Genomic DNA, 26,906 nt, shown 5'->3' on the forward strand with positions numbered 1-26,906 from the left:
TTATTTGGTCTCATTATTTATTTTCTAGGTAAAACTCAAATCGATCACCAACATATTGACTTCTAACATATTCAAACGGAGTGCCATCTGTAAAATAAGAAACCTGTGTCAGTGCTAAAATAGCATGACCTTTATTAATTCCAAGATATTTCGCCACTTTTTCTTTTGCCACCTTAGCATAAATGGTCTGTTGACTTTTCCCAATCTGATAACCATTTTCAGTTAACGTTTTAAAGAAATGTTCCGTTATTTCAGTTCGATTAAAAGAAGCTATTAGTTGTTCTGGGATACTAGCCACTTCATAGACCAAAGGAAGATCATCAGCATAACGAATCCTTTCCATCCTAATCACATTATCATTTGCTTTTAGGTTGAGATGACGTTTTTCTGTTTCGCTGGCTAATTTTTTTTGAAAAGAAATGAGTTGGCTTGATGGCTTTTTCCCTTGAGAAGTGACAATTTCAGTAAAGCTGGTTGTTCCTCGCATTTTTTCTTGTACTCTTTTACTGGCAACATAGGTGCCACTGCCAATTCTTCTTTCTAAAACTCCTTCTTCAACTAAAAGTGAAATTGCTTGACGAAGGGTCATACGACTGACACCAAAATCATCTGCCAAATCACGCTCACTAGGTAAACGATTACCGATTTTCCAGATGCCATCTTCAATATCTTTTTTAATATGATCATGAATTTTAATATAAGCAGGTATCATAAGAACTCCCTTTTAGATAGTAAAATGTGTCAGTCATTGAAATCATTAATAATGTCTACTACACTTCCCAACAAGTAGCAATCAAACATCTACTATAATACTTTTATCAATAAGAAGCATTAAACAATTAATCCTTCAACATAAAATTAAGAACAATTGGATTGTGGTCTGAATACTCAAAATTTTGTTGATAAGTTTCAACCTGATTAACAGTTATATTTGGTGTAGCAATAAAGCCATCAATAATGTAGTAAGCCATATCTTTACTTGATGGGTCATAAACCTCATGAAGTGAACGACATGATGGTGTTAAAGTCTCATCTCTTAGTAATTGATAACCATCTGGTAGGATAGATTCATCTAAAACCCCTGGTTTCCAAATATCTTCTGATAACTCAAAAGGTAATTCTTCTAAAGGAAAGAGGGACTGATTGAAATCTCCACCAGCAATGACATAATTACCTTTTTCGTACTCTTCTTTCATTAGGTTGATTAGTTCACGTGTTTGGGTTTCACGACCACCTGTATCATCATAAGCTTCTAAGTGGAGATTAACAAGTACCAATTCTTTATCAGAACCTTCAATAGGCAGGCGAGTTGTCAGTAAACATCTTTTTAAATTGGCGAGACGAACAGGCCACTTGAAAGGAACCGTTAAAGAAACTCGGTTGGCTTCACCAACGTCATAACGGCTATTAGTTAAAAGCCCAGAATGCATTTTACCAAGTGGTGGAAAGGGCACTGGGACAAAAGCTGCCTTGTAATTGGCTGCAAAAAGACTGGGAGAGTGAAAAACTTGCTCAGTAAGATAATCTTGTTCGTTAATATTGTAACTACGTCTTGAATCAAGATCAACTTCTTGAAGAAGTGTAAAATCGGCATCAATCGTTTGAAGAATTTCTGAGATGCCATCTAGATTTTTTTCGACCAGTTCTTTATCTTTAGGAAAGACTTGTTTACCACCATCCATGAAGAAATCTGATTCTTTTCCCATACCAGCAAAGCCCATATTAAAAGAAACAATCGTTAGTTCTTTGTTTTTTGGAACTGTTTTTTCAACCGTTTTTTCAAGAGGAATCACAGTAACATCATTTGGTTTAAACTCTGTCACTGTCAAAAATAAGACCAAGCCAACAAAAGCTGAAATGGCTAAAGAAATAATAACACCGATTATTTTTAAAACGGATTTAATCAAACTTCTTTCTTTTTTCATACTCATCCTCCTCTTCTTTAAGTTTATTATATCATAAAGAAAAAGGCATTTTTATATTTATAAGTGAAATTTTCAACAAAATTTTTGATTTTGTATTTAGATAGTAAAAGAGATGGTACAAAAGCACCATCTCTTATTTTCTTATGGTCATATAAGTACTGTGATTAAGGAAATCCTAACCAAGTGTCAATCAGTTTAAAGCCTACTCAATCCAAAAGATAAAAGAGTAATCACTGATGACAAAAAAGCATCTTATGACTTTCTATAGAAAAAATAACAACAATTCTCTAAATCATGCAAGCTTCACATAATTCAGCATATGACTCACCAAGATTGTCAATTAACTCATCTTGATCATAGAGCTCACTTCCTTCTAAGGTATCTTGTCTCACACGAACATAATAAATGGAAGCACATTTTTCCTTAAAGGCGTGAATATAGGCTCTATTCAAGTCACGTGTTGTCGCTTTATCAGTCATAAAGAGGGTTAAGGAAATGGCTTGGTCAACATGTTTTTGTGCTGCTGCTACAATATTGATGATTGGTTCTGGGCCAACTTCATAAGCCCCTTGTTGATAATAAACATAGTTGTCATTATCAATCTTATAAGACGGCACATAAACACGACCAATTTTACCTTCTTTTCTCACTTCTACTGGTGAAACGACAGGCTGTAAACTTGGTGTACAAGATGAAAGATAGCTAATAGAACCTGTTGGTGCCACTGCCATCAAGTGAGCATTAGCAATACCTGTTTCTTTAATGTCTTCTACTAATTGCAACCATTCTGCACGTGTTGGTAAATGGAAATGATAACTATCAAAAAGGGCTTTTATTTTCTCACTTTGAGGCACGATTTCTTCACTAATGTATTTTTCAAAGTATGACCCATCAGCAAAAGAAGAGTCTTTAAAGCCATCAAAAGCACCGTGTGTTTGGGCAAGTTTTTGAGATGCTTTAAACGCATAGAAAGCCATAGCATAGAAGAACAAATCAGTAAATTCTACTGCTTCTTTTGAATCATAGTAGATGTGGTTAGTTGCTAGGAAACCATGAAGATTCATGGCACCTAAACCAACTGCATGATTATTGTGATTGCCTTTTTTAATAGATGGCGCACTGTCTAAATCTGAAGAACGAGACACGCTATCAAGTGAGCGAATACTGTGTTCGATTAAAGATTCAAAGTGCTCTGCATCATCCATTGCTTTAGCAATATTGATAGAACCTAGATTACAACAGATATCCTCACCAATTTTAGTGAAACTCAAATCCTCACTAAATTCACTCATTGTACTCACTTGCGCGATTTCTGAGCAGAGGTTAGACATGACAATTCTCCCTTTTTTCTTGTGTGGATTTCTCTCATTGACAGTATCTTCAAACAAGATATAAGGATAGCCAGACTCAAAATGAAGTTCAGCAATCATTTGGAAAAGCTTACGGGCACTGATATAGGTTTTTGTAATGTCATCATTAGCCACCAAAGCTTCGTATTCCTCAGTGATTGAAATGTCTGACATTGGTTTACCATAGACACGCTCAACATCATACGGTGAAAAGAGCGCCATTTCTTTATTGTCTTTGGCTAGCTGGAAGGTGATGTCTGGAATAACAAGACCTAACGACAGTGATTTGATACGAATTTTTTCATCAGCATTTTCACGTTTGGTGTCTAAAAATTTTAAAACTTCTGGATGGTGTGCACTAAGATACACAGCCCCTGCTCCTTGTCTTTGCCCTAGTTGGTTGGCATAAGAAAAAGAATCTTCTAATAATTTCATCACAGGCACAATACCCGTAGATTGATTTTTAATGCCTTTTATTGGGGCTCCAAATTCACGAAGATTAGTTAAACAAAGAGCAACCCCACCGCCACGCTTTGATAGTTGTAAACTGGTACTAATACCTCTTGAAATAGACTCCATGTTGTCTTCTACTCTTAGTAAGTAGCAAGAAATAAATTCACCACGTCTTTTTTTACCAGCATTCAAAAATGTTGGTGTCGCAGGTTGAAATTTATTGCTAATAATATCATCAAGTAATGAAAGGGCAAATGTTTCATCACCATTAGCTAAGAAAAGAGCATTCATAGCAACACGATCTTCAAAGTTTTCTAAAAAGTATTTAGCATCATCTGTTTTTAAGGCGTAAGCATTGTAAAACTTTAAAGCACCCATAAAATTTAAAAAAGTAAATTCTTTTTCGTAGGCTTTTTCAAATAATTGTAGAATAAATTCACGACGATATAGATTTAAAACAGCTTCATCGTAATAATCATTAGCTATTAAGTAATCAATTTTTTCTGATAATGAGTTAAATGCCATAGTGTTTGGCTTAATGTATTCTTCTAAATAACTAGAAACAGCTTCCTTGTCTGCTGAAAAAAGATAATTGCCATTCTTATCTTTAAATCGTGTCATAGCATTTAAAGAAAGATATTTTTCCGAGTTTTTCATTGTTTTCCTCTCACTGATATGAATCTAAGATGTTTTGCACTTTTAAAACATCGCTTTGTGTTCCTAGTAACTCAAACTGATGTAAGAGTGGGACTTGTAGTTTTTGTGAAATAATTGGGCCTGCTATCGCAAATGTATCGCCGAAATTAGTATTTCCTGAAGAAATAACTGCTTGACAATGTTTTCTATTTTGTGGTGAATTTAAAAAATGAATGACCTGTTTTGGCACAGCTCCCCTCACTTCATTACCACCACCAGCATAGGTTGGTACAATCAAGATATAATCCTCAGAAACAGACAAATCAGTCTTTTTAACTGGGATGCGTAAACTCTTGCAGTTAAGCTTTTCAACGAAACGATGCGTATTATTGGATTTCGAAGAAAAATAAACAACTAACATGTTAAACTCCTTTAAAATTCCCAATCCTCATCAAGTGTTTCTTCGCTAACACCCATCACATAAGATGAGCCATTCCCTGAGAAGAAATCATGATTTTCATCAGCTCTTGCCGATAGTTGAGCAAACACTTCTGGTGAAATGCTAGTTTCTTCATCAGTAAAAGGCGAATCATAACCAAGATTTTGTAAAAACTTACCAGCATTGTAAACACTAAAACGAATGGCTTCTTCAGCGATATCAAATCCTTCATAGAGTTCATACAAGTAGGCTTTTTCAAGATCGATTAACTGATAAAGCAAGTCAAAAACAAATTGTTTCATTTCTTCTTGCTTTTCTTTAGGTAATTTAGCCACTTTTTGTTGGTACTTATAACCACTATAATAGTTATGAATGACCTTATCACGTAAAATCAGACGGATAATATCAGACGTGTTAGGCAGTTTTCCTCTAGCTGATAGATAAAACGGTAGATAAAAACCACCATAGAGTAAAAATCCTGGCATCATAGCAGCAGCTACTTTGGATTTTAGTGGGTCAGACCCAGTATAAAATGGAATAAGAATTCTTGCTCGAGCCTGTAGACTCTCAGTAGCAACAACCCATTCATGTGCTTCTTCTATTTGCTCACTCGTACATAAGGTTGAGAAAATAGTGCCGTAAGATCTTGCATGAATAGCTACCATAAAAGCAAAATTGGTATAAATCGCCTGTTCATGATCTGTTTGAGAATGTTGAATTTGAGCAATATCTCCTACTGTCGCTTGAATGGTGTCTAAAAGCGTCAAACCCGTAAAGGTTCTAGTGATTAGTTGTTGCCAGTCTTCTGAAAGACCATTCCATGAGTTTAAGTCATTTGAAACGGGAATCTTTTCTGGTAACCAAAAATTTTGTGTGACTCTGTTCCAAACTTCAAGATCTTTATCATCTTGCAACTTGTTCCAATTAATAGAGCGCATTGGCATCTCTTGACGATTAATAGCCCAGTCGATTGGTGACTGTGATTCGGTAAAGTAGTTTTTACCCATACGATTTCTCCTGTTTTAACTATTTTGAGTTTTTGGGTACACAAAAAGTCCTTCAAATGAGTGGTCATTTGAAAAAAATTTTGCAACTATTTTTGGTTCTAGCAAACTCGGACTAAATCCAACTGTTTTGTGAAGCTTTAACACTTCTTTTCACGAGTAATACAAGCTTGGCATAAAAACGCTCTCATGCCTCACTTTCTTTAAATGTATACTACCAAAAAAAAATAGAACTGACAAGATTTTTTTGCAATTTTTATAACCTTTGTGAAATATTAGTGTATAATTAAACGTATTTAAAGACTGTATTCTTATAATTATCTTTATCTTTTTTTTCCAGAAAAAAATCTAATATTATTAAAAACCTTTAAAAATCAAGAGAAATAACTCTTTGAAAGGTTTGATCAGTTAATTATTGTTTTTAATAAAAATTTTTTTGCTAAAAACACAATATATAGACAAAAAATAAAGAAACACCCCCACATTTTGTGGAAGTGTTGCAAATTTTAGCAGATTATCAAAGTCAATTTTTTAAAAAAGAGTATAGAATTTTGAAAAAAGACTTTTATTAATATATGACTTTTTAAAACGATTGTTGGCTAAGCCAATCGATCATCATTTTTTCACGTTGATCACTATCATCCGTTGGAAGCTCATCAAGACGAATTTGATTGGTTATTTGACCATCTGCTAAAAAGATGACACGACTGGCTTGTGCAGCTACTTTGGGATCATGTGTGACAAGGACTAAGGTTGTTCCTTCTTGATTAATATCCTTAAGTATAGTCATCACTTCATTTGATGCTGCAGAATTAAGAGCTCCAGTAGGTTCATCCCCAAAAATAATTTTGGGGTGATTGATCAAAGCACGACAGATGGCTGCACGTTGTAATTGGCCACCAGATACCATGGTGATATCATGCTCAGCCATCTTTAAAATGCCTGTCTTTGCCATCAACTCTTCAGCATGAGCCACTACTTCTTTTCTCGGCAAGAGATTGGCCTTAAAACCTGGTAAGATGATATTGTCACGAATCGATAAGTTTTTTAGAAGGTGAGACTTTTGAAAAATAAAGCCCATTTTTTCCAATCGTAGTTGACTCAATGCCTTATCATCCAATTTGGTTAATTTCTTATTTTCAAATAATAGTTCACCACTTGTTGGCACATCCATTCCACTAATCTGATACAAAAGAGTCGACTTTCCAGAGCCTGATTGACCCATGATAACAAGAAATTCACCTTCTTCGACAGTCATCGTGATATCCTTTAAAACAAGTGTGTCAGAAAACTGTTTTCTGAGATTTTTAACCTCTAATAAACTAGCCATAAGCTTCTCCTATTCATTGATGAATGACAAAATGTGTTCTTTTTTTATTGTCCTAGTTCTTATCCAAACGACAATACCAACAACAAAAAGTAGTAAAATCGGAAAGATTACATAGTAAATCCCAAAATGACCGATAAATGTTATCTTGGTTATCCCAACATTTAAAAGTGAAAAGAAAGCACTGACTATTTTCTCACCAAAAATCATAGCCAATAAAACACCAAAAAAACTCCCAAGAAATGTGACGATAATCATCTGATATAGGTATTGTTTTCGAATGGCAAAACTTGTAAATCCAAGAGCCTTTAAGATGGCTATTTGAGACTTATCATGCGCTAAACGTAAGGACACAAACAAGATGAGTAAAAAACTCATAATCAATAAACCAATAAGAGTAACCAGAACTGTTGCCACTTTTATTTGTTGCGTCACTGCTCCAAGAGTTTGATTAAGAAAGACCGAAATATCTTCAACATCAGAGTCACTTGGTAAGACTTGACGCCACTCATTGACTTTAACTTCAGTTCTTTTTTCATCTTTTAACCAAATAAGCCATTGATAACGTGAAGGGGTTAAATGGGAAAAATCCGAAATGGTTTTAGCCGTTAACCCACCATTAGTAATATCTTGATAGATACCAGAAATATGATAACTAACATCTTCATTATTGACACGCAGTAAAATAGCGTCTCCCACTCCTTTACCCAGTTCATTTGCATTTAACTGAGAAAGGGCTATTTCCTTATCAGTTTGTGGTGCTTGTCCTACAAGGTACTTGAGACCTTTGCCTGCACTTGGCCCACTATCGATTTTCAAGGTCTTCCAGTCGTTTTGGCTCGTTTTGGCTTCAAGGCGTACTTCTTTCAATGTTTCAAAACGATAAAGGTCGATATCATTAGCCAAAAAATCTTCAATTTGTTGCGCATCATTCTCAGAAGCTTCATTAACTGTCATTGTCATCATAATATCTGAAACAGGAGCTCCAAGATAAGACATGAAATTCTTGTCAGTCATTGTGGTGACCAGTTGACTAGGTAGTAGCATCATCAGGATTAAAAGAAAACTTGTTATCGCAATCAATTTAAAATGAGACAGGGCATCAAAAACAGTTTTAAATGCTAAGAGAAAATCAAGAGAAAGGTTTGGTAGTTTAGACAAGTTATCTCGACTTTTTTTACTCTTCTTAAAGCCTTTTTCCTCAACGAGTGCCTCAACTATGGTTAGTTTCTTAATAGCTTTCAAAAGCATTTTACAGTAAGTCGTACTAATCAGGTAGATAATGAGAAAAATAAAGACAGGGGTAAGATAAGTCAAGGTATTCGTACCAGAACTGGTAAAGCGTTGATTAATCGATTGTAAAAATGTTGGTACGATTAAAAGACTAAGTACATAACCAAGACTCAATCCGATAAGGATAATGACTTGGTACTTATGGTAATAAAAATACCTAATATCCTTGAAGGGAAAACCAATCGCTTTCATGGTGCCAATATCAGTAATACTTTCTTCTAAACTAGCCATGAGCGTGTATCTAATTGCTAACAAGGCTAGAAAAATCATTGAAAAACTAACCAGCACAGTCATCGCAACAAGAATAATATCTTCCAGAGCACTAATCAGAAAAATTTGACTGTAGGTGATGGCTGGGCCATTACTTGGCAGACCTGCATTTTCATAAGCGGTTTGATAATCATTTGCTAGTGCTTGATTCTCCATATAAGCTTCAATGATGTACTCGATACTTTTTGTTTTTACAAATAAGTCATCAAAATCCTTATCGTTAAGAAGAATCCTGGTTGACGAAACAAGTGAGGAATTCATTTGAGCATCGTGGACATAAGTGACAACTTTAAACAACTTTTTAATCCCATCACAGGTCACTGTCACCGTATCACCCATTTTAATCGCATAGTGATCTAAAAGAATGATTGGAATGCCTATCTCACCAGGCTTCAACTGGATAATCTGACGCTTGTCATCCAAAAGAAAATCAAAATCGCTATTTTGCTTCACTAAACCGATATCAATTCTTGACTCAGCAAGAGAAAAAGAATTATCTCCTTCAATAGTAAGATCTGAACCATCAAGATTAATCATAGCAACTGTTTGTCCTTTGGAAAATCCTTCAAACTGAGCATTAAAGCGATTGATGGCTTCTTGGTCTAAGTCACCCTTGTGCATTTGCAGAAAGTGTGGTGGCTTTGCCACATCATACATTGCTGTCATAGACGTCATCAAGTGCGTTACAATCATTGTTGACAGCATTAAAAGAACACTGGAAAAAGTGATAAACAACACCAAAGATAAATAACCAAGGGGATTTCTTTTGATATCATTTTTAATCATCTTTGTCTTCATAACTTTTCTCCACTTCTTGCTTCAAAGAAAAACTTTCTCTGATTTCAATCATTTACAGGCTTGTAGGCATTGACTGTTGAGGCATTTTTTCTAAACTTGTAATGGCTTTACCACGACTTAAAAAAAGAGCAACTAGTAGCATTAAGACACCCATAACGATAATCATAAGTCCAAGACCACGTCCTTTACCTGTACCAATCACTTGCCCGAGTGAAGAGGCTAAAAGACCATTTTTTGCCATGAGTGGTTCAAATAATTTATCTGCTAAAATGCCTGAAATCAAATAAGCAATGACATAGCCAATCTGGGTTAAAAAGCTAATCAACCCCCAAATCCTCCCTTGCACTTCATTTGGCATCTGTATTCTGATGAGAAAGTCGGCACAGGTGTTGACAATAGGTAGTGTTGCAAAGAAAAGGAGTGTGACAGACAAGATGAAAATGATTGACGTTGATAAACCAATCAAACTCATAAAAAGACCACAAAACACCAAAGAAAGTATTAAGAGTCTAAAATAATGTTTTTTAATGCCGATGACACTAATAACAACACTTGATAGCAACATGCCAAAAGCACTCAGTGTTTGGATTAAACCAGCGGTTTTAATACTATCAATAGCAAGTAACATGGGGGTTAGTGCGATTTGAATGAAACCGATGAAAAAACACATTAAAGCCATGAGTAAGACGAGTTGTCTAACGCCCTTATCTTTTAAAAGATAGGCTAGTCCTTCTTTTAATTCCTGCTTGAAAGACAGTTGCTCTTGTCTTGGTTTTGCGTTTGCAATCTGTTTTCTCACCATGCTAACGATACTAACAGTCACAACAATGGTTAGGATATCAAGGATTAAAATCAACTTGATATCAAAGGTAGTCAGTAACAATCCTGCTAGAGCTGGCGAAATAAGGTATTTAACATTTCTTGCAATTTGCACAAGACCACTGGCCTTACTGTACTCCTCTTTTGTAAGTAAATCTGTAACCGTTGCTCCATAAGCAGGATCAAGTAAGGAAACAAAGACAGCATTGATGGTGACTCCGATAATGATGGGCCATAAGCCTGTATTTCCCACTTGCATGTTTATCAGAATAAAGAGCAAACCAAAGGCAGAAAACAAATCGCCACAAATCATAAGTAACCTTCTATCATAACGGTCTGCCAAAACACCACCCAGTGGATTAAGAAGAATGGTTGGAAAATAAGCTAAGAGCGTAACAAGAGACACAGAAGCCACACTACCAGTTAATTGATAAACGTAGACAGATAAGGCAAAGGCAGTCATACCACTGCCAATGTTTGAAATGAGTTGCCCTATCCAGATTTTCATAAAATGTTTCATGGCAAGCTCCTTGACAATTAACGAGAGATTTTATCAGCCAAAGAAAAACTCCCAGCAGGTAGGTCAAACATTTTTTCGCCCAAACGTAAGAGTGCCCGAGTCATTTCTTGCTTTTCAGTAGGGGTCATCACAATCACCTCACCATCAAAAAGTGACAATGCTGACGTGAGAAAAATTTGGATGTATTGTTTGGGAAAATCAGCTTGAAAAATTCCTTGTTCAATCCCTTCACTGACAATCGTTTCAAGAATTGGTGTTAGTTTTTCAATAGCTTGCACCAGAGATTTTTGATAGAAAATACCGTGTTGCGAGTGGTGAACAGTCTCTTTCAAGCGACTATCCACTTCTTCTTCAACATTCATCACTAAAAAGACTTTGAGGAATTTATCAATAGCTGACAAGGACGCATCGCTAGCCACTTGTCTTGCTCGAGCAACAGCTATATCCGTAATCTCCTCGATAATCGCATCAAGCACCTCTTCTTTAGAGTTGAAATAATAATAAAATGTTCCTTTGGCGATACCAACACGATTTAAAATGGCATTAACACTGGTTTTTTCATACCCATTCTGAGCAAATAAGACCTGAGCTTCCCGAAGAATGTCATGCCGTTTAACAAAATAATCCTTACTAGAATCCATAAGCTAACCTTCTTTACTTAAAGTTGTCGACCATCGGTCTACAAATACAGTATAATCCTCTTAAACTCATTTGTCAAGAATTTTAGACCATCGGTCTACTATATTTTATCTGGGATTAAAGGAAAAAGAAAAACCTCACTTAATGTGAGGTTTTTTAATTACAGTTGACCACCAACACCTTTATATTTCTCAACAAAGGCTGATAGTTTTTGAAAGACTGATTGTTTTTTAGTCAGGTAGTTAGGATTTAGAGGACCAAAAAAGAAATTTTATTTTTCTAATTCTTCCATATATTTATTATATTTTTTGATGTTATGCTCACCCAAAAGATAGCTCAAAATTAAGTAAACAACCATTAATCCCAAAAAGCTAGCTATATATTCACTTAAACTTAATTTCACTTCTATTCCAATAAATTCAAAAAAGAAAGTCAATCCAGTAATTACTGCACTCGTAACTACTGACTCAATCAAGTAAGCTTTTATTCTATTTCTTTTTGCTTCAATTGATTGACTAGTAGGAAGCTGCTTACCTAAGAAACTAGTTGGTAAAGTCATTTCTTTATTTGATTTGATGCCAATTAAAAATATTGCAACAATTAGTAAAAGCAGTGCTATTTCCCAAGTTGTTGTTAAGATATTTTTTGTTGTCACATATTTATAGAAAGCCTCAACAAGTAAATAAATAATTGTGACAACTACAATAATTGTTGATACATCACCAATAGATTTTTTTAGTCTTTCATCAATCACTGGATAATTGTTACTATGATTTGAATGTTTATTTTTCATCATCATCTTCCTCCCAAAATAAGTCGTCCAAAGTTTTATTTGTTGCTTTACATACCGCAATACATAAATGCAATGTCGGATTATAATTGCGATTTTCAATTAATCCAATTGTTTGTCTAGTAACACCAACAATTTTTGCTAGCTCTTCTTGAGATAAATTGCATTCTGCTCGAGCTACTTTCAATTTATTATTTTTCATAGCGAATTACCTCTAAATATATTGTAATATATTAGTTGCAGAATGACAAATATATATTGCATTTTCTCAAAAATTTAATTTTTTCTGTCATTGAAAAATAAATTTACTAAGGATAAGCTTACTCATTGGGTGGTAATCTTTCAAATAGTAGCATGATTTCAGAAACACATTCTTCAAAACATTATAAACGTTTCTGATACTTATACTACCTTATTTACAGTTGTCTGTTAGAATAATAAAAAAAGCAGTTAAGATTTTCTCAACTACTCAGTAAAATTCTATTTAATTGAACTACTGGACTTATAAATAATCTTAAAAATATCCAACAATCCCATATTACTTCTCCTGAAGTTCTTTTAATGTTTCATTTTCTTTGGTTATTATTTTTGCTTCAAGTATTGCTTAATTTTGTCACGATTTTCTTCGACAACTGCTCTACGAAAGTTCTTCTCTCCTTTGCTGTTCTTAACAATATTCCACAAAATAGCTGCCACTTTTAGCTTATTAGTGTATTCTTGGCTGATGTCATCTGCATGAAAATCCTTTAAAAAGTGATTCCACTGACTTGTTGAATGGTCGTATTTAACATAATCGGAGTCCCCACGGTAAATGCTGAGCATATCAGCAATGGTAAAGTTAAAATCCTGTTCTCTTTTGACCTTACGCCATGTTGTTGCCATGTCTGCCGTGAATTTAAAAGGAGAAACACCAGTCAAATCAGCAAAATACTCTCTAAATGTGGTATTAAAAGAAAATCCTCAGGTCAGTAATGGTGTATCAAGACTTATCTCTTCAACTCGTTTTTTGGGAACTTGTTTGTTCGATTTTCTAATCAAATCCCCATCAAAGTAAGCTTTGATAATCTGATTTAACTCTTTCTTGGTCCCACGATATTCCAAGTCCAGAGACTTACAAATTTCTGCCAATTCTTTACGATACCAATAATATTTTTCAAATTCGTCAAAAGATTTAATGCTTTTAAAATTAGGTCTATTTTCTATCACCATCAACTCTCCTCACTATTACTTATCATCCATAGAATCAATGACAACACGATTTAACTGTGAAGAATGTGGTGCTTGCACCTGAGAACCAGCTAAAAAATCAGCAAAGTGTCGTTTATCTTTTCTAAGAATTCCCATGGCAAACATATCCAACATAAGACCAATACTTAGAATTTGCAAGACAAGGCTAATGGTATCAAAATCATGGTAAATGCCGTGAATGGTAGCCATATGCCCCAACTGCCAAGGCAAAAATTTAATCACATTTCTAATGAGAGCAAAACGAAACTGTTTTTTCTTGAAATGAATTCTTAACCCTGTTTTCTTCTTACCAATACTACCACCACGCCAATCAAGGTAAGAAAACAACAAAACAATTGGAACAACAGATGTCATTGTAGCTATTAGTTGTGACGTAACCTCTGAAAAAAGAGGTATTCCACCAAAAACCAGTTGATAAAATAAGGTCGCTACTAGAAATAACAAAAAGAGGTAGGCAACAATCACTAGCCAGTCTATAAACAATTCTTTTAATCTTGTTTTGAGTGGGATGTCATTATTTTTTATCATTTCATACCTCTTTCTTAAACGTCTAATCACTGTTCTACAAGAGTGATAATCATTCACATTAGTGATGAAAAACACTAAAAAAATTTATTTCTTTTATGTTTATTCTTATCTTTATTGTAACATACTTGGCAGTTTAAACAAGTTATAGTAACAATTAAACGAATGATGACAACCATTCATAATTTTTAATATTTTTCTTTATAAAAAGGCCACTAGGTAGTAACCTAGTAGCCTTTCATTTTATAAACATTACTATCTCATTTCTTAAGAAAATCATTTTTATGTTTTCCGTAGAAACATTTATTTAGAGAATTTGTCAATACTGTCTTTTAAAAATTTTGAAACCTCGCTATCCTTGTCAAGAGAATCTAATCCTTTTTTAGGCACTTTAATGTTAGTTAGAGAATCAAAAATATCTTTAGGTATTGTATCTCCCTCCAATGTTTTATTATTAGCATCTTCCATTTTTGCTTCTTTCACTTCTTTGTTTGTGCGTATATAGATATCGTTAGAAACCAAATTATCAATCAAAACACGTGTCTCAAGTTCATAAGAGTGCCTAGCTCCTGCATTACGATATATTGAGTATATGGCACTAAAAAATATTATACCAGGCAACAGTAAGAACCATTTCATATTAGATTGTCTTCCAAAATCAACAAATAACATGATGATGATACTTAAAATCTCAATGACGGTAGATACTGCAATTAATCTTGGCATATTAATAGGAACACTTCCCATTGTTTCTTTTGTTCTAGCATTGACTGCAACATAATGGAGCAAACTTTTGTTGCCTTTTCTTTGCTGATAACTATACAACCAGACTGGAAGATAGGCGGCTTTCCATTGCTGACCTTCGGTATCAAGTTGATTAGTATCCCAACGAACTCCTCGATCATATTTTTTTAATGTGTCGTTCATTTTAAACTTTGCAATATCACGTGATTGTGCTTGCACAATACTTTCTAACTGCTCTATATTAGTGTCTCTTTTTTCTGAAGTGTAGCCTTTAATGTAGTTAGCATTCCATTTAACACAATTTTCTGTATCAAATGGCATAATGGCATTAATAATATTATTCGTTTTTTCTTTTGACGTTTTATTTAATCTATCCGAACTTGATTCGATGGATAATTCATTGATAGTAATATCAAATTTTCGACTAACTTTATAGACATCCACATCATATCTTTTTTTTGTCTTACTACCAACAACTGCATTATAAGCTCTTATTTCTTGTTCGCCAACACCTTCTAAATAACCATGACCATTGATATCAACTAGCATGTAAGGAAAATAAACACCCATAATGTTCTCAGTAGTAAATTCTTTTTTAAAGATGGGATTGATAAAAAATTGTCTTTCTCCAACAAATTTTTTAATAGCGTTTTCTGCTTCTTCTTTTTTAATTCTAAAAGGAAGAACAACATCTGGGATAGTACCATTTGGGATTTGTTGATTAATAGATAAAGTATTTCGGCACCAGTGACATCTTGATTGGGCAGCTTCCATCGTATCAATAACGACTTCAGCACCACAACTTTGACACTTGAGTGTTATCATGTCTTTGGTATCAGCAATAATATTTTGAGCGCCAGAACCAATGACTTTCCCTTTTAACTTTGAGATGTCTGTTTCCATGTCATCCAACTTTTGTGGTTCAAATTCAAAGCGACAAAAATGACATCTCAATTTTCCTGTGTTTGGATTTATTGAAATGTCCGTTGAACCACAACGAGGACATTTTTCTTGACCATCTTCTAGTTCTGAGCTGGTATCAACTACGATTGTTTCATTTTCTGAAGTATCTTCTGTAATAAAAGTTTCTGGAACAGATTTTATTTTATCATGTCTATCTTCTTTACTCTCCACTTAACATACACTCCTTCCATAGTTTCATTTCAATAAACTAACTGAACAATAAATTCTATTAGCATCACAAAAATACCTATAAGAGTTTTCATAGAAGTGTATTATAATCCTAAGAGTTTCTTTTTTATCTGATCAAATTCTTCTTGAGATAAGACTCCAGCATCAAGTAATTTTTTCATTTCAAGTAGTTTAGTTGTAATATCTTCTTGCTTTGGTTGTTGAGGCGCTTCAGTACCAGATGATACATTTTGAGTTTCTTGTTGTTGCTTACCAAAGCCTGGTTGGTAAGTACTTTCAGTATTAGGTTGTTGCATACCACCCATAACATTTCCAGAAGCATTCATGCCCATACCCATAAAGGCCATATTGGCACCACCACCTGTTTCACCTGCAGCTTGCATTCCACGCGCAACTGATTGTTGCATAAAAGAATTACCACGAGAACCTGATAAAGCATCGGCTCTCTTAACATCTTTCATCATTTCCTTAGTATCATCATCATACTCAATAGCCAAGATAGCTGTCTTAACGATTTCTAAGCCACGATCACTTTTCCATTGATAAGCTTCTTCAACAGCTTGTCCCATTGCTTTAGCAAAACCAATTTGATCTCCTTGGATTCTAGTCATTCTATTTCCCTTAGTAGGATCATTAGTATAAATTGAAAATGCGGCTGATAGAGAACCTACAACTTCGTTAAAAAGTTGAGCGCCTGCATCATTATCCATATCAGCAAAATCAAATACCGGTGCATCTGCAATAAGGTATTTTGCAGGAACAAAATTTTTCATAAATAGTAGGGGATCAATGATTTTTAAACTATATGTTCCTCTAGTAATAGCGCCAACTTGTGTCGCAAAGAAAGCATCATCCCAATAGATTTCTGACTGAGTACCAAATTTATTATTTGGAATTTCTTTTAAATTGACATAGAAAGCTAATTGTTGTGAGCCTGGTTGACCACCAAATTTCACTTTTTCCCAAGTGGCATGAATAGCAGTACTTAAAATGTTATCACCAGCAAAAATGGATTGTGAGTTTACGTCATCAGATGAAAAGATAAAGCCACCTGGTTCTGCTACAATACCAGTAATAGCACCATCTTGCATGGTAACAAGAGCCGTTCCTTCTGGAACGATAATTTTACTGCCATTACTAATAATATTGTCATTTCCTTTTGTGTTTTCACCTCTTGAACGATTAGTCCCTTGAGGAACTGCTGGAAATACGGCAGCAGTTGCAGAAACGTTTGATTTTGGAACATAAAAATCTTTCCATTGATCTGCTAAAGTACCACTAAGTGCTCCTGTAAATGCTTTAATAAAACCCATAATGTTCTCTCTTTCTATTTTGTAAATGTTTAAAAAAAGTTTTTAACTATTAACAACCATAAACTATTAAGTCATAAACACTAATCATAAAAACCATAAGATAAGAATTAAATAAAGACTAAATTAATTACTCAAAATGATTTTTTAATTCTTCTTCGTTAATCGTCATATTATCAATAGATGCTGTCATTAATTTTTTAGCAAGATCTTCTTTGTCTGGCCCAAAATCAATACTAGCACTATAAATAATATCATCTTTTTCGAAATAAAAACTAATCGCTTGAGTTTTATGACCAAGAACATTTACTTCATAAGGTTCAGATTGGAAGACTGAAACGTTATCTACAAAATCACCCTTTGAATAAGTCCGCTTACCTTCTTTAACAAGATAGTCATCTGCAATCACTTCTTCCAACGATTTGTTAGATGTCACCTGACTAACGCTAATATTATAACTAACATCAGGAGTCTCTAAGTTCTCATTTTTATCAAAAAGGTTAACATAGATACTTCCGTCAGGATTTTCAATTCTTAGATCGTAATTATCATCTGGAGACTCAAACTGATTCATTCTAAGAATATCTCTGCTATCTGATACATAATCATGTTCTGGTGCTTTGTAATCAGGATTAACTTTTATTGAACCAAGAATTTTGTTAACGTCTTCATTTTGGTAAATGTCAAAAGGAGACGTATCATTATTTGATTTAATTAATATTTCTAAATAATGCGTTTTATCTCTTTTTTCATCAAATTTTAGATAGACAAAGTATCTTTTATTAATCTTAGAAAAAGCATAACCTTCCAAATTTTGGGTATCACTTTTTTCAATGATTTGGTAATCATCTCTATCTTTTTCTTCTTCAATGGCGTTATTCCAGTTTTCAGTAAAACCTGACATTACTTTACCAGTAATTGTAAAAATTTCTTCACCTTTTTCTTCTTTAGTGAGTAAAAACTGAGGTAATAATTTATTATCACCTGTGGTTTCAAACTTTATACCGCTTTCTTCAGGAATAACCATTGTAAAACCTAAATTCTCACCTTCTAAATCATAGTGAACAATATTGGGATTATTAGAATTATTGCTTGAACTTTTACTACCTTGATCTTGATTTGTGCCACAAGCAACCAAACCAATTAGTACTGTAAAGACAACTAATATACTTAACCATTGTTTACGCATAGCCATCTCCTTTCATTTATCTTAAACCAACACGCTTTTCAGCCTTATCTGCCAATCGACCATATTTTGTACGATTTTTAGTTAGTAAATCCATTGAACTATCAACCATTTGATGCTTTGCATCCATGGTGTCTTCATTTTTTGAGAATGCCTTAATAAACTCTGAAGCACCTTTTACTAATGAAGTAGCCCCTTCGATGTCACGTTTTTCTGATGAACTTAATCCAAAAGTTCTTTTAACATCAATTTTCCCAAAAAGATAATCAAATTTTCTAATAATACTATCAATTTCTTCCATCACTTCATGAACATCCTCACGATCAACATTGAGCTTTGTCTTAATAAAAACCTCTTGTAAAAAAGGATGAGCAGAACTACTTTCTGAAAGATTGGCACTAACATCAACAATATCAGGATTTTTACAGAAAAGAATTATTTTTACACCCATATAATCATATGCAACCGTATCATCATCTCTAATAGCATGATGTTCTTTTAAATAAGGCGAATAATCTCTTACAGCATCATAACGAAACAATTCTTGATAGTCTCTAGTTCTTGTTTCACGACTAATAATATGAAACATACCAATATCATTTGAAAATTCAATTCGGTTTCTTGTATTGCCAGCAAATGTGATATCAGTGTTTAAAAATTCTTGTTCATATAAAGCATTTTGTTTCATCATGTACAACATATGTTCATCAACCGAAGCTTTATCAAGCTTTTCAAAGACTAAAAAACCACTTGTTTTTTTCTGACACTCTGCGCATATATAGTTATCATCTTTTAACTTTTTACGTTTTAAAAGATCAGCTTTACCACCACAAAAAGCACAGGTTTGCTTTTTAAATTTTTCAAATAAACCCATAGACTCCTCCTCCTTTAATTTTTTCTTCTTTTATTTGAATTATAAAACTTTTTTTAGAAATTTGCAAGCGCTTACACTATTGATATCTAAGCATTTATAGTAATAATGATTCTAATTATCAATTTAAACAATAAAAATAAAAGAATGGTTATTACAACCATCCTTTTAAGCTATTTTAAAGTGCTTAAAAAATTGTTTTATTGCTAATCATATGTTTTATAGAAGATAACTTATCAAATTTATCAACTAAAAAATATATGTTTTTTTCTTAACTAAGTGTCAAGGACGGGATGTTATAAGATAGGATATATGTCAAGTTGTAGTATTATGGGTCTGATGGTGTAAGAACCAGTTGAAAATCATTATATTTTATTGTATACTTTGCATGAACGAAAGGAGGAATATTTAATGTCATTTTTTTCAAAATTATTTCAAAGTAAGAAGTATAGAAAAAATCCTAACCCTAAAATTTTATCTGCAAAAAAATGTACTGCACTAAGTATTGGAGCCATAATTGCTGAGCAAAATTCATGCTATTATGATAGCTTAGAAACAGGTCTTAAACTTGGAGAGATAAAAATCAAACTGGCTGACTACTTTGATATAGTAGATAGAGAATCTGCTGTTGAAATTCTTGACTGGCTTAAAGAAAGAGGTCATCGACTTTCTTTTGATGCTATAAAAGCCTTCCTTGCAGGACTATCACCATCACTGGATGAGAGGGATTTAAACGATGAAGAAAAAGAAAAAAACTATTATTTTATTAAAAATTTACAATCATCTGGTGAAGATTTAATAAAATATGGACAGCTGAGTAGTATGAATGAATTAAACAATGTATCTATTCTTTCTTGGGATATGGGAAGATTAATTCTTTTGTCCAGATTTTGTTATGATGCGAATTACATAGACGAGGATGAGGCATGGGCATATATTCTTGATGCTTATGAGAAGTCTAGGAGTCAGTACTTAAACTGGGAAGAATTATCTAGATCATATATAATTGGTCGTGCTATGGCTGGTGGTGAGGGCGTAATGCTCAATGGTATAATATATATTGCAAAGGAGCTTTTAAAAGATAAAAATAGCCCTTGGCTTTTATATTTATTGCAAAACTGATATATTTAGTATATTAGTTTAAAGTAATCTAATAATAGATTGAAAATCAAAAATTATGGAGGTAAAGTTATTATGAATCCTATGTTGCTTCTAGTTCCGGTAGGAATTGTTATTATTGGAATTGTAGTTATGATAAGTCTAAATGCAAGAGCAAAAAATTCAAATGGACTTGCACAAAATGTTATGAAAGATTATGTTTTAGAACAAGTACCTAGTTTTAGAAATACGGAATTTAATGTTCTAAATATATTAGATGATGCTATTAATACTCAGCATATATGGGTTGTAGCTTACAATAAAGATGGTATGTTTTTAATTCCATCTTTATCAAATCCGCTAAGTAGAACTATAAAACGTTATGAGAATTTGACACCGGTTTTTGACTTAAAGAAACAAGTTGCAACTAAAATGTTTTCAGGAAGTAGCTCTGAAGAACTCGATTATATACCTTTTTCTGCTATTACAGAAACTACAATAGATAAGGATAAACAAAAAATAAGTATAAGAGTCGGTGATACAACAAAAAGATTTAAGTATCAAAACAAAGATTGTTTTGGCGCAGAACAAAGTGCTGTTGTTGAGAGTTTTCTAAGTACATTAGAAGCTGTAGGCAGTATGTAAAAATCTTTATAGTATAAGATATTAAATGTGGATGAAGATGGATTCCAATTATTCCTTAATGACACGGAAAACCAACATTTATCCATAATTTAAGCTATAGATGTTTTATTTTATTTTCTAAGCTACTAACACTTACAAGTTTCTCTAAATCCATTATTTTGTTTTAGCGTAATTCTTTAAAATTTTACAAATCTCTTACATACTTTTATCTTTGTTTACCTTAAGTAAGTCTATGCATTCTTTAGGTTTTTGTGTATAATGAATCTCATAGATGGTTTTGAACATAGGAATACTCTTTAAGGCGAGGTAATTTTTGGTGTCTCATGGCTTTTTAGATAAGGTATTTAAGTAATGTATAATATCAATACTTATTTCACCAAAACCACCTTTTTTCATGGTCGTGCATACCAATTTATTATTTGAATAGATTTAGATCTCTTCAGGTAAGCGTCTCATGGTTACAGTTGTTCCTATTAAATAGTTCGGAACTGAATATTTGATGTTCTCGTCCTTAATGAAACTGTACAAATCTACCTGTTGCTCCAGCATCGTACTCACTTGATAATCGGATATATATTCTTTTAAGGGAAAATTGAATATATCCTTAAAAGCTTAAGGGCAAACAAAAATAATACATTGATTAACAAAGTTGAAACAAAAATGTTACATGACAATGCTTTTCATTTATTGATTAACCATAGAAGTAAACATGTAGATTTAAAAGACGGAATTATAGGTCAATTCATAGAAATTTTCAATTCCTTTCACATTCTCGATTTCTTATATTACAAAGAGTTGTCTACTGATGAAAATTTTATAAATTTTTTAATTGATTCATCCATGAAATTATAAATAAAGATGAAGTTAAAATCATTCATCCTATCGCAATATACTATGAATAAAAAATTAAAAGCCAACAGATTTAATAATCTATTGGCTTTTGCTTTTCTCTGGCTCTATAATATCTGTAGTGGGTAACTCCACACAGATATTATATGGCTTTTTTAATACAGACAAAAAGTCCCATATGACTTATAATGAAAAGCGACAAAACCACTCATTAGTCTGAGCCTGTATGGAAAAGAATAACACAAGCTCATACCAATAGACTAAATAAATTAATCAAAGATATCAAAAGACAAGCATTTGATTTTAGAAACTTTAACAATTTTAAAACAAAAATTCTTATCGCTTTGAACATTAAAAGGGAGAGAATCAATTTGATTCTCTCCCGAACTTGATGACTAATCACCCACTATAGTTGACAATGAGACGATTTTGTGTCTAACTTTTGGGGTGCAACTCATAATACTAAAATCTTTTAATTTCTTTTTATAGTTTAATATTACTTTATAAATAAATTCTTATGATCTTGAAATAATCAGCGATAAGTGCGACATAGATAAAATTCAATTTTTCCATTGAATCTAAAATTCTTGAATGAAAATCTAACTTCACTTGACATTGCGTGAACCATGTTTAATGACCCACTGACATTCTTTACTCACTTCGCCTTTTTCCCAATTGTTAATAATAAAATAAAACTTTTCTTCATCTTCCTTATATAAGTCATTGAGATTATTGGCAACACTTTTTTGAATATACTTGTCTTTATCATCTTTTAAGTTTGTTAAAATCTTATAATACTGATCAAAGTTATCTAGAACAATATTAATCATCTTTCATTTTTGATAAATTGGTTAAGATTACGTTAATTCTATATCTAACCATATAAAGAGCCATTAATGTGACCTTAAACCCAAATTTTAGCGAACAGCCCTCAATATAATCTCTGCCATGTATACATTCATTTCTTATATTCAAAGAATTACTATTATACATAAAGTGATATACAAACAATAAATCTGGAATTCTTTCAAAACCGTCTAATTCCAGATAGAGATTATTAATTAACTCTCGTAAAATTGAACTTGGGTCTTTAAATTTCATAAAATCATTTAAACTTTCCTTAAACGGAACTATTCCAAACAGTTTACCTAATTGTCTGATTTCTGTCTCTAATAATGGAAATAGCTGCGTTATGTGACCTAGTGAAATATTTTTTTCATATGGAATTAATGAAACTTCTAGAAGATCTTCCAGTAAAGCATACAATTCTTTTTCTTTATTAAAAATTGTAATACACAAGTTTGTATTATCTTTATATCGCTTGTGTATAGCTGAAACATAGACTTCTATATCTAAAGTATTTAGAAATTTATAGCCGTATTTTTGTACAATTTTTTCCACTTGAGTTTTCAGTATAATATCTGTTTCATGTTTATCAAAATTTATTCCAGTATCTTTCATTGGAAATATCGGACTAATTGTAATTCTACTAACCATATGTATCAAAGCAGACTTTGAAACCTCTTTCATAACAGATACCATATCTTCGACTTTTGAAATAACACAATTATTTGCCAAAATAATTGGATTGTTCATTACACTCTTATTAAACTTCTCAACTTCTTCTGTAGGAACTTCTATGCTATGTGTAAATTCATGTAAACTTTCTACTTGTTCATGATATACACCTGTCTGCCAATATTCCTGAAGATAAATCATATCTTGTTTCACAATTCTTTTATCAACCTTTTGATTAGTTTGATTGACCTCTAAAAAAAACAACATTGCCTGGTAGAATAAATTGGCAACTGATATATCATTAATCCCTTTAATCAAATCAAAAAACTTATTCTTTGTTTTTTCGTAATACTTTTGACTAATATACCTAGCTATATCTGAATTTTCTAAGTATTGTGTTAATATATTGATATCATTGACTGATGATATGCTTTTGTATTGATTTTCAATGTAATCTTTTACACTACTTATTTGTTCTTTGCTCATAGGAAAAGATAGTCGAAATATTAATAGTAAATCTATTGATGTGATGGAATGAATAGTTTTGTAAAAAGCTCTTATCACCTCAGTCTTTTCTACCTTATCCATAATTCTCTCTTTATACAGTAAAGCTAGAATTTCATATGTTGATGAAGAATATATTTCATAATCATCTCCATTTTTGATAAGTTCTGTTAACAAGTTGCAGTGTTTTTCAATAGTTTCTAAACTAGGAGTTTCTTTATTTAACAAGAAATCTATAGACTCTATGACAAAATCTGAAATCCAATGATTAAAATAGCTTTTTATCTGCTTAAGCAACGGATGTGTCCACAGAGAATAATCCGGTATTGCACTGCCACCACCAGAAAACATAGGTAATATTTCACCATCTCTAATCGAAATTTGAAGTGTATCCAATAGAGTGTTCTCCTGCCATGTCAAGTTTATATCTCTATCAAGAGATTGAAAACCAAAGCAATTAGCAGATAATAAATTCTCTCCGTATTTTTCGAAAAAATCATCCGAGACATCATAAACAACTTTATTCAAGTTATCTTCTATATTCTGTTTAGCTTGCTCAAAACCAAGTATACTGATTTGATTTAAATATAATAAAATGTCTTCTTTCTCATAATCAAAAGCTTCCATATTAATTGCTTGATGAAAATTTCTTTGATTTATAAACCTATTATCAACTGTGTAATTTGAGTTATTCCCTGAGTTTTCTAATTTTGTGAGCCATACTATTAAAAATAAAATCTTACAAAAATCTGTTTTAATTTTTAAGGAACCGCTTTCTCTTTCCACTGCTCCAACATAATATTTTGATATTAAATATATTTCTCGAAGTAATAATATATCAAAATGAAAGTCCTTATTGCATACATCTAAAATCTTAAGAAAATAAGTCATGATTCGGATCAGAGGATTACTTCTATTTTGAAATTCAGAAAAAGACTTAATATCAGATAATTCAAAGTTATCTTCAAAATAGTCAATAAGCCATTGCCATTCTTGACTGTGCTCTAAGATACCATCTACAAACTTAACATGTATTTCATGTTCTAAATAATTTTTATGCTTAATATTTGACAATTATATATCCTCCTAACTACTGAAAAATTTCTTTTTATTCACTAACTTTTAAAAATAGTATATAGCTTTTTAATTAAACTGATAAATCTTTTACTAAAACACAATTACCCTAGTCAAAAGACTAGGGCTATAACACTTTTCTAAACCACTAAGAAGTATTCCTCAAATTATTCTTTTAACTTCTTCACCAAATTTTGTCCCGGCCGTTTAATTCAATGGGGCAAAAATCTTTATATTAAGCCACCTCTATGATTCTCCCCTACTCCCACTCTACTGTTGCTGGTGGTTTACTGGTAATATCATAGACGATGCGGTTAACGTGGTCTACTTCATTAACGATACGGACTGAAATTTTTTGAAGAACATCCCAAGGGATTTTAGCAAAGTCTGCTGTCATCCCATCAACTGATGTGATGGCTCTAATTGCAATGGTATAGTCGTAGGTACGACCATCTCCCATAACTCCAACTGAGCGTACACCGGTATTAACGGTGAAGTATTGCCAGATGTCACGGTCAAGTCCTGCTGCTGCTATTTCTTCACGCAAAATAGCATCTGATTCACGAACGGTTTTTAAGCGTTCTTCAGTGATTTCACCAATGACACGAATGGCTAATCCTGGTCCTGGGAATGGTTGGCGCCAAACAATCTCATCAGGCATACCAAGTGCCGTTCCAAGCGCACGTACTTCATCTTTAAAGAGCGTGTTTAAGGGCTCAATTAGTTCAAATTGCATGTCTTCAGGCAGTCCACCAACATTGTGGTGTGACTTGATGGTTTGCGCTGTCTCTGTACCTGACTCGATAATATCAGTATAAAGAGTCCCTTGTGCAAGGAAGCTCACGTCTTTAAGTTTACTTGCCTCATCATCAAAGACATAGACAAACTCGTTACCAATGATTTTACGTTTTTTTTCAGGATCATCAACCCCTGCTAGTTTATCAAGGAAACGTTTTTGTGCATCCACTTTAATGATGTTAAGGCCAAACTTGCCACCAAGCATCTCCATGACTTGCTCAGCTTCGCCTTTACGAAGTAAGCCATGGTCAACAAAGATAGATGTCAATTGGTCACCAATTGCTTTTTGAAGAAGAACACCGACAACTGACGAGTCCACACCACCAGAAAGACCAAGAAGGACTTTTTTATCTCCAACTTTTTCACGGATTTTTTGGATTTCAAGGTCGATGAAATTATCCATAGACCAGCTACGTGATGCACCGCAGATTGTGACAGCAAAGTTTTTAAGAATGTCATTGCCGTATACAGAATGACGCACTTCTGGATGGAATTGAATACCATAGAGGTGTTTTTCAGTGTTTTCAATAGCTGCAAAAGGACAATCAAGTGATTCACCAGTCTTTACAAATCCATGAGGAATTTCTGTGACCGCATCACCATGACTCATAAGAACAATTTGTTCTTGTGGTGTGTTTTCAAATAATTGAGAGGCTTGTGTCAGATTCAATTGTGATTGACCATACTCACGATTCCCTGCTGTTCCAGCTGGTACCACTTTTCCACCAAGTGTGTGAGTGATTAACTGCATCCCATAACAAATCCCAAGAACTGGAATTCCCAACTCTAAAATTTCTGGGTCAATTTTAAAACTATCTTCTTCATAAACTGAATTAGGTCCTCCAGATAGGACAATACCAATCGGGTTAATGGCGCGCACTTCTTCTGCAGAAATCTTGTGGCTCATCAACTCAGAAAAAATGCCTAACTCACGGATACGACGTGTAATCAACTGATTATACTGACTACCGTAATCTAGGACAATAATTTTTTCAACATCATTTAACATACTAGCAACTGTGCTCATGGGTTCCCTTTCTCTTGTTGTTAAAAACAACCTTTTTTGATATTTTACCATATTTTTAAGTATTACACACTGTAAAATATAATCTTTTTTATATT

20 protein-coding genes and 4 pseudogenes are annotated in these 26,906 nt (G+C 33.1%); 3 read left to right on the top strand and 21 right to left on the bottom strand.

The features are described from left to right. Positions 1-13 precede the first annotated feature (13 nt). From JHK64_RS02350 to JHK64_RS02430, 18 genes and pseudogenes are all read right to left on the bottom strand, one after another. A complete protein-coding gene (locus tag JHK64_RS02350) occupies positions 14-712 on the bottom strand; it encodes a GntR family transcriptional regulator (protein WP_199567400.1) in 699 nt (232 codons plus the stop codon). 127 nt (positions 713-839) lie between these two features. Continuing rightward, positions 840-1,925 carry an endonuclease/exonuclease/phosphatase family protein gene (locus JHK64_RS02355; RefSeq protein ID WP_199567401.1) on the bottom strand — a complete coding sequence of 362 codons (1,086 nt, stop codon included), beginning with the start codon at positions 1,923-1,925 and terminating at the stop codon, positions 840-842. 287 nt (positions 1,926-2,212) lie between these two features. Continuing rightward, on the bottom strand, positions 2,213-4,384 hold the full coding sequence (gene nrdE, locus JHK64_RS02360; protein ID WP_199567402.1) for a class 1b ribonucleoside-diphosphate reductase subunit alpha: 2,172 nt from the start codon (positions 4,382-4,384) through the stop codon (positions 2,213-2,215). A 10-nt stretch (positions 4,385-4,394) separates the two neighbouring features. Further along, complete coding sequence (gene nrdI / locus JHK64_RS02365; protein WP_018369627.1) at positions 4,395-4,784, bottom strand: class Ib ribonucleoside-diphosphate reductase assembly flavoprotein NrdI; 390 nt, start codon at positions 4,782-4,784, stop codon at positions 4,395-4,397. Between the two features lie 11 nt (positions 4,785-4,795). Then, entirely contained in the window at positions 4,796-5,809 is a 1,014-nt protein-coding gene (gene nrdF, locus JHK64_RS02370; RefSeq protein ID WP_199567403.1) for a class 1b ribonucleoside-diphosphate reductase subunit beta, read from the bottom strand. A 580-nt stretch (positions 5,810-6,389) separates the two neighbouring features. After that, positions 6,390-7,136: an ABC transporter ATP-binding protein gene (locus tag JHK64_RS02375; protein WP_199567404.1), complete on the bottom strand. Its 747-nt coding sequence runs from the start codon at positions 7,134-7,136 to the stop codon at positions 6,390-6,392. Positions 7,137-7,145: 9 nt separating this feature from the next. Continuing rightward, positions 7,146-9,494 (bottom strand): ABC transporter permease, encoded by a 2,349-nt coding sequence (locus JHK64_RS02380; protein ID WP_199567405.1) that lies wholly within the window; start codon positions 9,492-9,494, stop codon positions 7,146-7,148. Positions 9,495-9,546: 52 nt separating this feature from the next. After that, positions 9,547-10,833 (bottom strand): MFS transporter, encoded by a 1,287-nt coding sequence (locus JHK64_RS02385; RefSeq protein WP_199567406.1) that lies wholly within the window; start codon positions 10,831-10,833, stop codon positions 9,547-9,549. Between the two features lie 17 nt (positions 10,834-10,850). Continuing rightward, complete coding sequence (locus JHK64_RS02390; protein WP_199567407.1) at positions 10,851-11,474, bottom strand: TetR/AcrR family transcriptional regulator; 624 nt, start codon at positions 11,472-11,474, stop codon at positions 10,851-10,853. 158 nt (positions 11,475-11,632) lie between these two features. Beyond that, a pseudogene (locus JHK64_RS07565) lies at positions 11,633-11,728 on the bottom strand (type I deoxyribonuclease HsdR); the annotation flags it as partial. Between the two features lie 15 nt (positions 11,729-11,743). Next, positions 11,744-12,268 carry a hypothetical protein gene (locus tag JHK64_RS02395; RefSeq protein ID WP_199567408.1) on the bottom strand — a complete coding sequence of 175 codons (525 nt, stop codon included), beginning with the start codon at positions 12,266-12,268 and terminating at the stop codon, positions 11,744-11,746. Then, positions 12,255-12,464: a helix-turn-helix transcriptional regulator gene (locus JHK64_RS02400; protein ID WP_199567409.1), complete on the bottom strand. Its 210-nt coding sequence runs from the start codon at positions 12,462-12,464 to the stop codon at positions 12,255-12,257. The genes JHK64_RS02395 and JHK64_RS02400 overlap by 14 nt, the downstream gene beginning before the upstream one ends. A 380-nt stretch (positions 12,465-12,844) precedes the next feature. Next, positions 12,845-13,468, bottom strand: a pseudogene (locus JHK64_RS02405) (SAP domain-containing protein). An 18-nt stretch (positions 13,469-13,486) separates the two neighbouring features. After that, positions 13,487-14,038 carry an RDD family protein gene (locus JHK64_RS02410; RefSeq protein ID WP_199567410.1) on the bottom strand — a complete coding sequence of 184 codons (552 nt, stop codon included), beginning with the start codon at positions 14,036-14,038 and terminating at the stop codon, positions 13,487-13,489. Between the two features lie 300 nt (positions 14,039-14,338). Further along, positions 14,339-15,913 carry a TFIIB-type zinc ribbon-containing protein gene (locus JHK64_RS02415; RefSeq protein ID WP_199567411.1) on the bottom strand — a complete coding sequence of 525 codons (1,575 nt, stop codon included), beginning with the start codon at positions 15,911-15,913 and terminating at the stop codon, positions 14,339-14,341. Positions 15,914-16,014: 101 nt separating this feature from the next. Then, the gene (locus JHK64_RS02420; protein WP_199567412.1) at positions 16,015-17,244 is read right to left on the bottom strand and encodes an SPFH domain-containing protein; all 1,230 of its coding nucleotides are present in this window, start codon (positions 17,242-17,244) and stop codon (positions 16,015-16,017) included. 127 nt (positions 17,245-17,371) lie between these two features. Further along, the gene (locus JHK64_RS02425) at positions 17,372-18,430 is read right to left on the bottom strand and encodes a hypothetical protein (RefSeq protein WP_199567413.1); all 1,059 of its coding nucleotides are present in this window, start codon (positions 18,428-18,430) and stop codon (positions 17,372-17,374) included. A gap of 16 nt (positions 18,431-18,446) precedes the next feature. Next, complete coding sequence (locus JHK64_RS02430; protein ID WP_199567414.1) at positions 18,447-19,301, bottom strand: DUF4428 domain-containing protein; 855 nt, start codon at positions 19,299-19,301, stop codon at positions 18,447-18,449. 408 nt (positions 19,302-19,709) lie between these two features. On the opposite strand from JHK64_RS02430, the gene JHK64_RS02435 reads away from it, so the two are divergent. The 3 genes and pseudogenes from JHK64_RS02435 to JHK64_RS02445 all read left to right on the top strand — a co-directional run. Then, positions 19,710-20,420 carry a DUF1266 domain-containing protein gene (locus JHK64_RS02435; RefSeq protein WP_199567415.1) on the top strand — a complete coding sequence of 237 codons (711 nt, stop codon included), beginning with the start codon at positions 19,710-19,712 and terminating at the stop codon, positions 20,418-20,420. A 72-nt stretch (positions 20,421-20,492) separates the two neighbouring features. Further along, on the top strand, positions 20,493-21,041 hold the full coding sequence (locus tag JHK64_RS02440; RefSeq protein WP_199567416.1) for a hypothetical protein: 549 nt from the start codon (positions 20,493-20,495) through the stop codon (positions 21,039-21,041). A gap of 1,088 nt (positions 21,042-22,129) precedes the next feature. Next, positions 22,130-22,282: pseudogene (locus JHK64_RS02445) on the top strand (ISL3 family transposase); the annotation flags it as partial. Positions 22,283-22,495: 213 nt separating this feature from the next. On the opposite strand, the pseudogene JHK64_RS02450 reads toward JHK64_RS02445, so the two are convergent. The 3 genes and pseudogenes from JHK64_RS02450 to guaA form a co-directional block, all read right to left on the bottom strand. Beyond that, a pseudogene (locus JHK64_RS02450) lies at positions 22,496-22,723 on the bottom strand (DNA alkylation repair protein); the annotation flags it as partial. Further along, positions 22,713-24,986 (bottom strand): hypothetical protein, encoded by a 2,274-nt coding sequence (locus tag JHK64_RS02455; protein ID WP_199567418.1) that lies wholly within the window; start codon positions 24,984-24,986, stop codon positions 22,713-22,715. The pseudogene JHK64_RS02450 and the gene JHK64_RS02455, both read right to left, overlap by 11 nt. 259 nt (positions 24,987-25,245) lie before the next feature. After that, a complete protein-coding gene (gene guaA / locus JHK64_RS02460) occupies positions 25,246-26,811 on the bottom strand; it encodes a glutamine-hydrolyzing GMP synthase (RefSeq protein ID WP_199567419.1) in 1,566 nt (521 codons plus the stop codon). Between the last annotated feature and the right edge of the window lie 95 nt (positions 26,812-26,906).

Origin of the sequence: Streptococcus zalophi (genome assembly GCF_016481285.1) — a bacterium.
Classification (GTDB): domain Bacteria; phylum Bacillota; class Bacilli; order Lactobacillales; family Streptococcaceae; genus Streptococcus; species Streptococcus zalophi.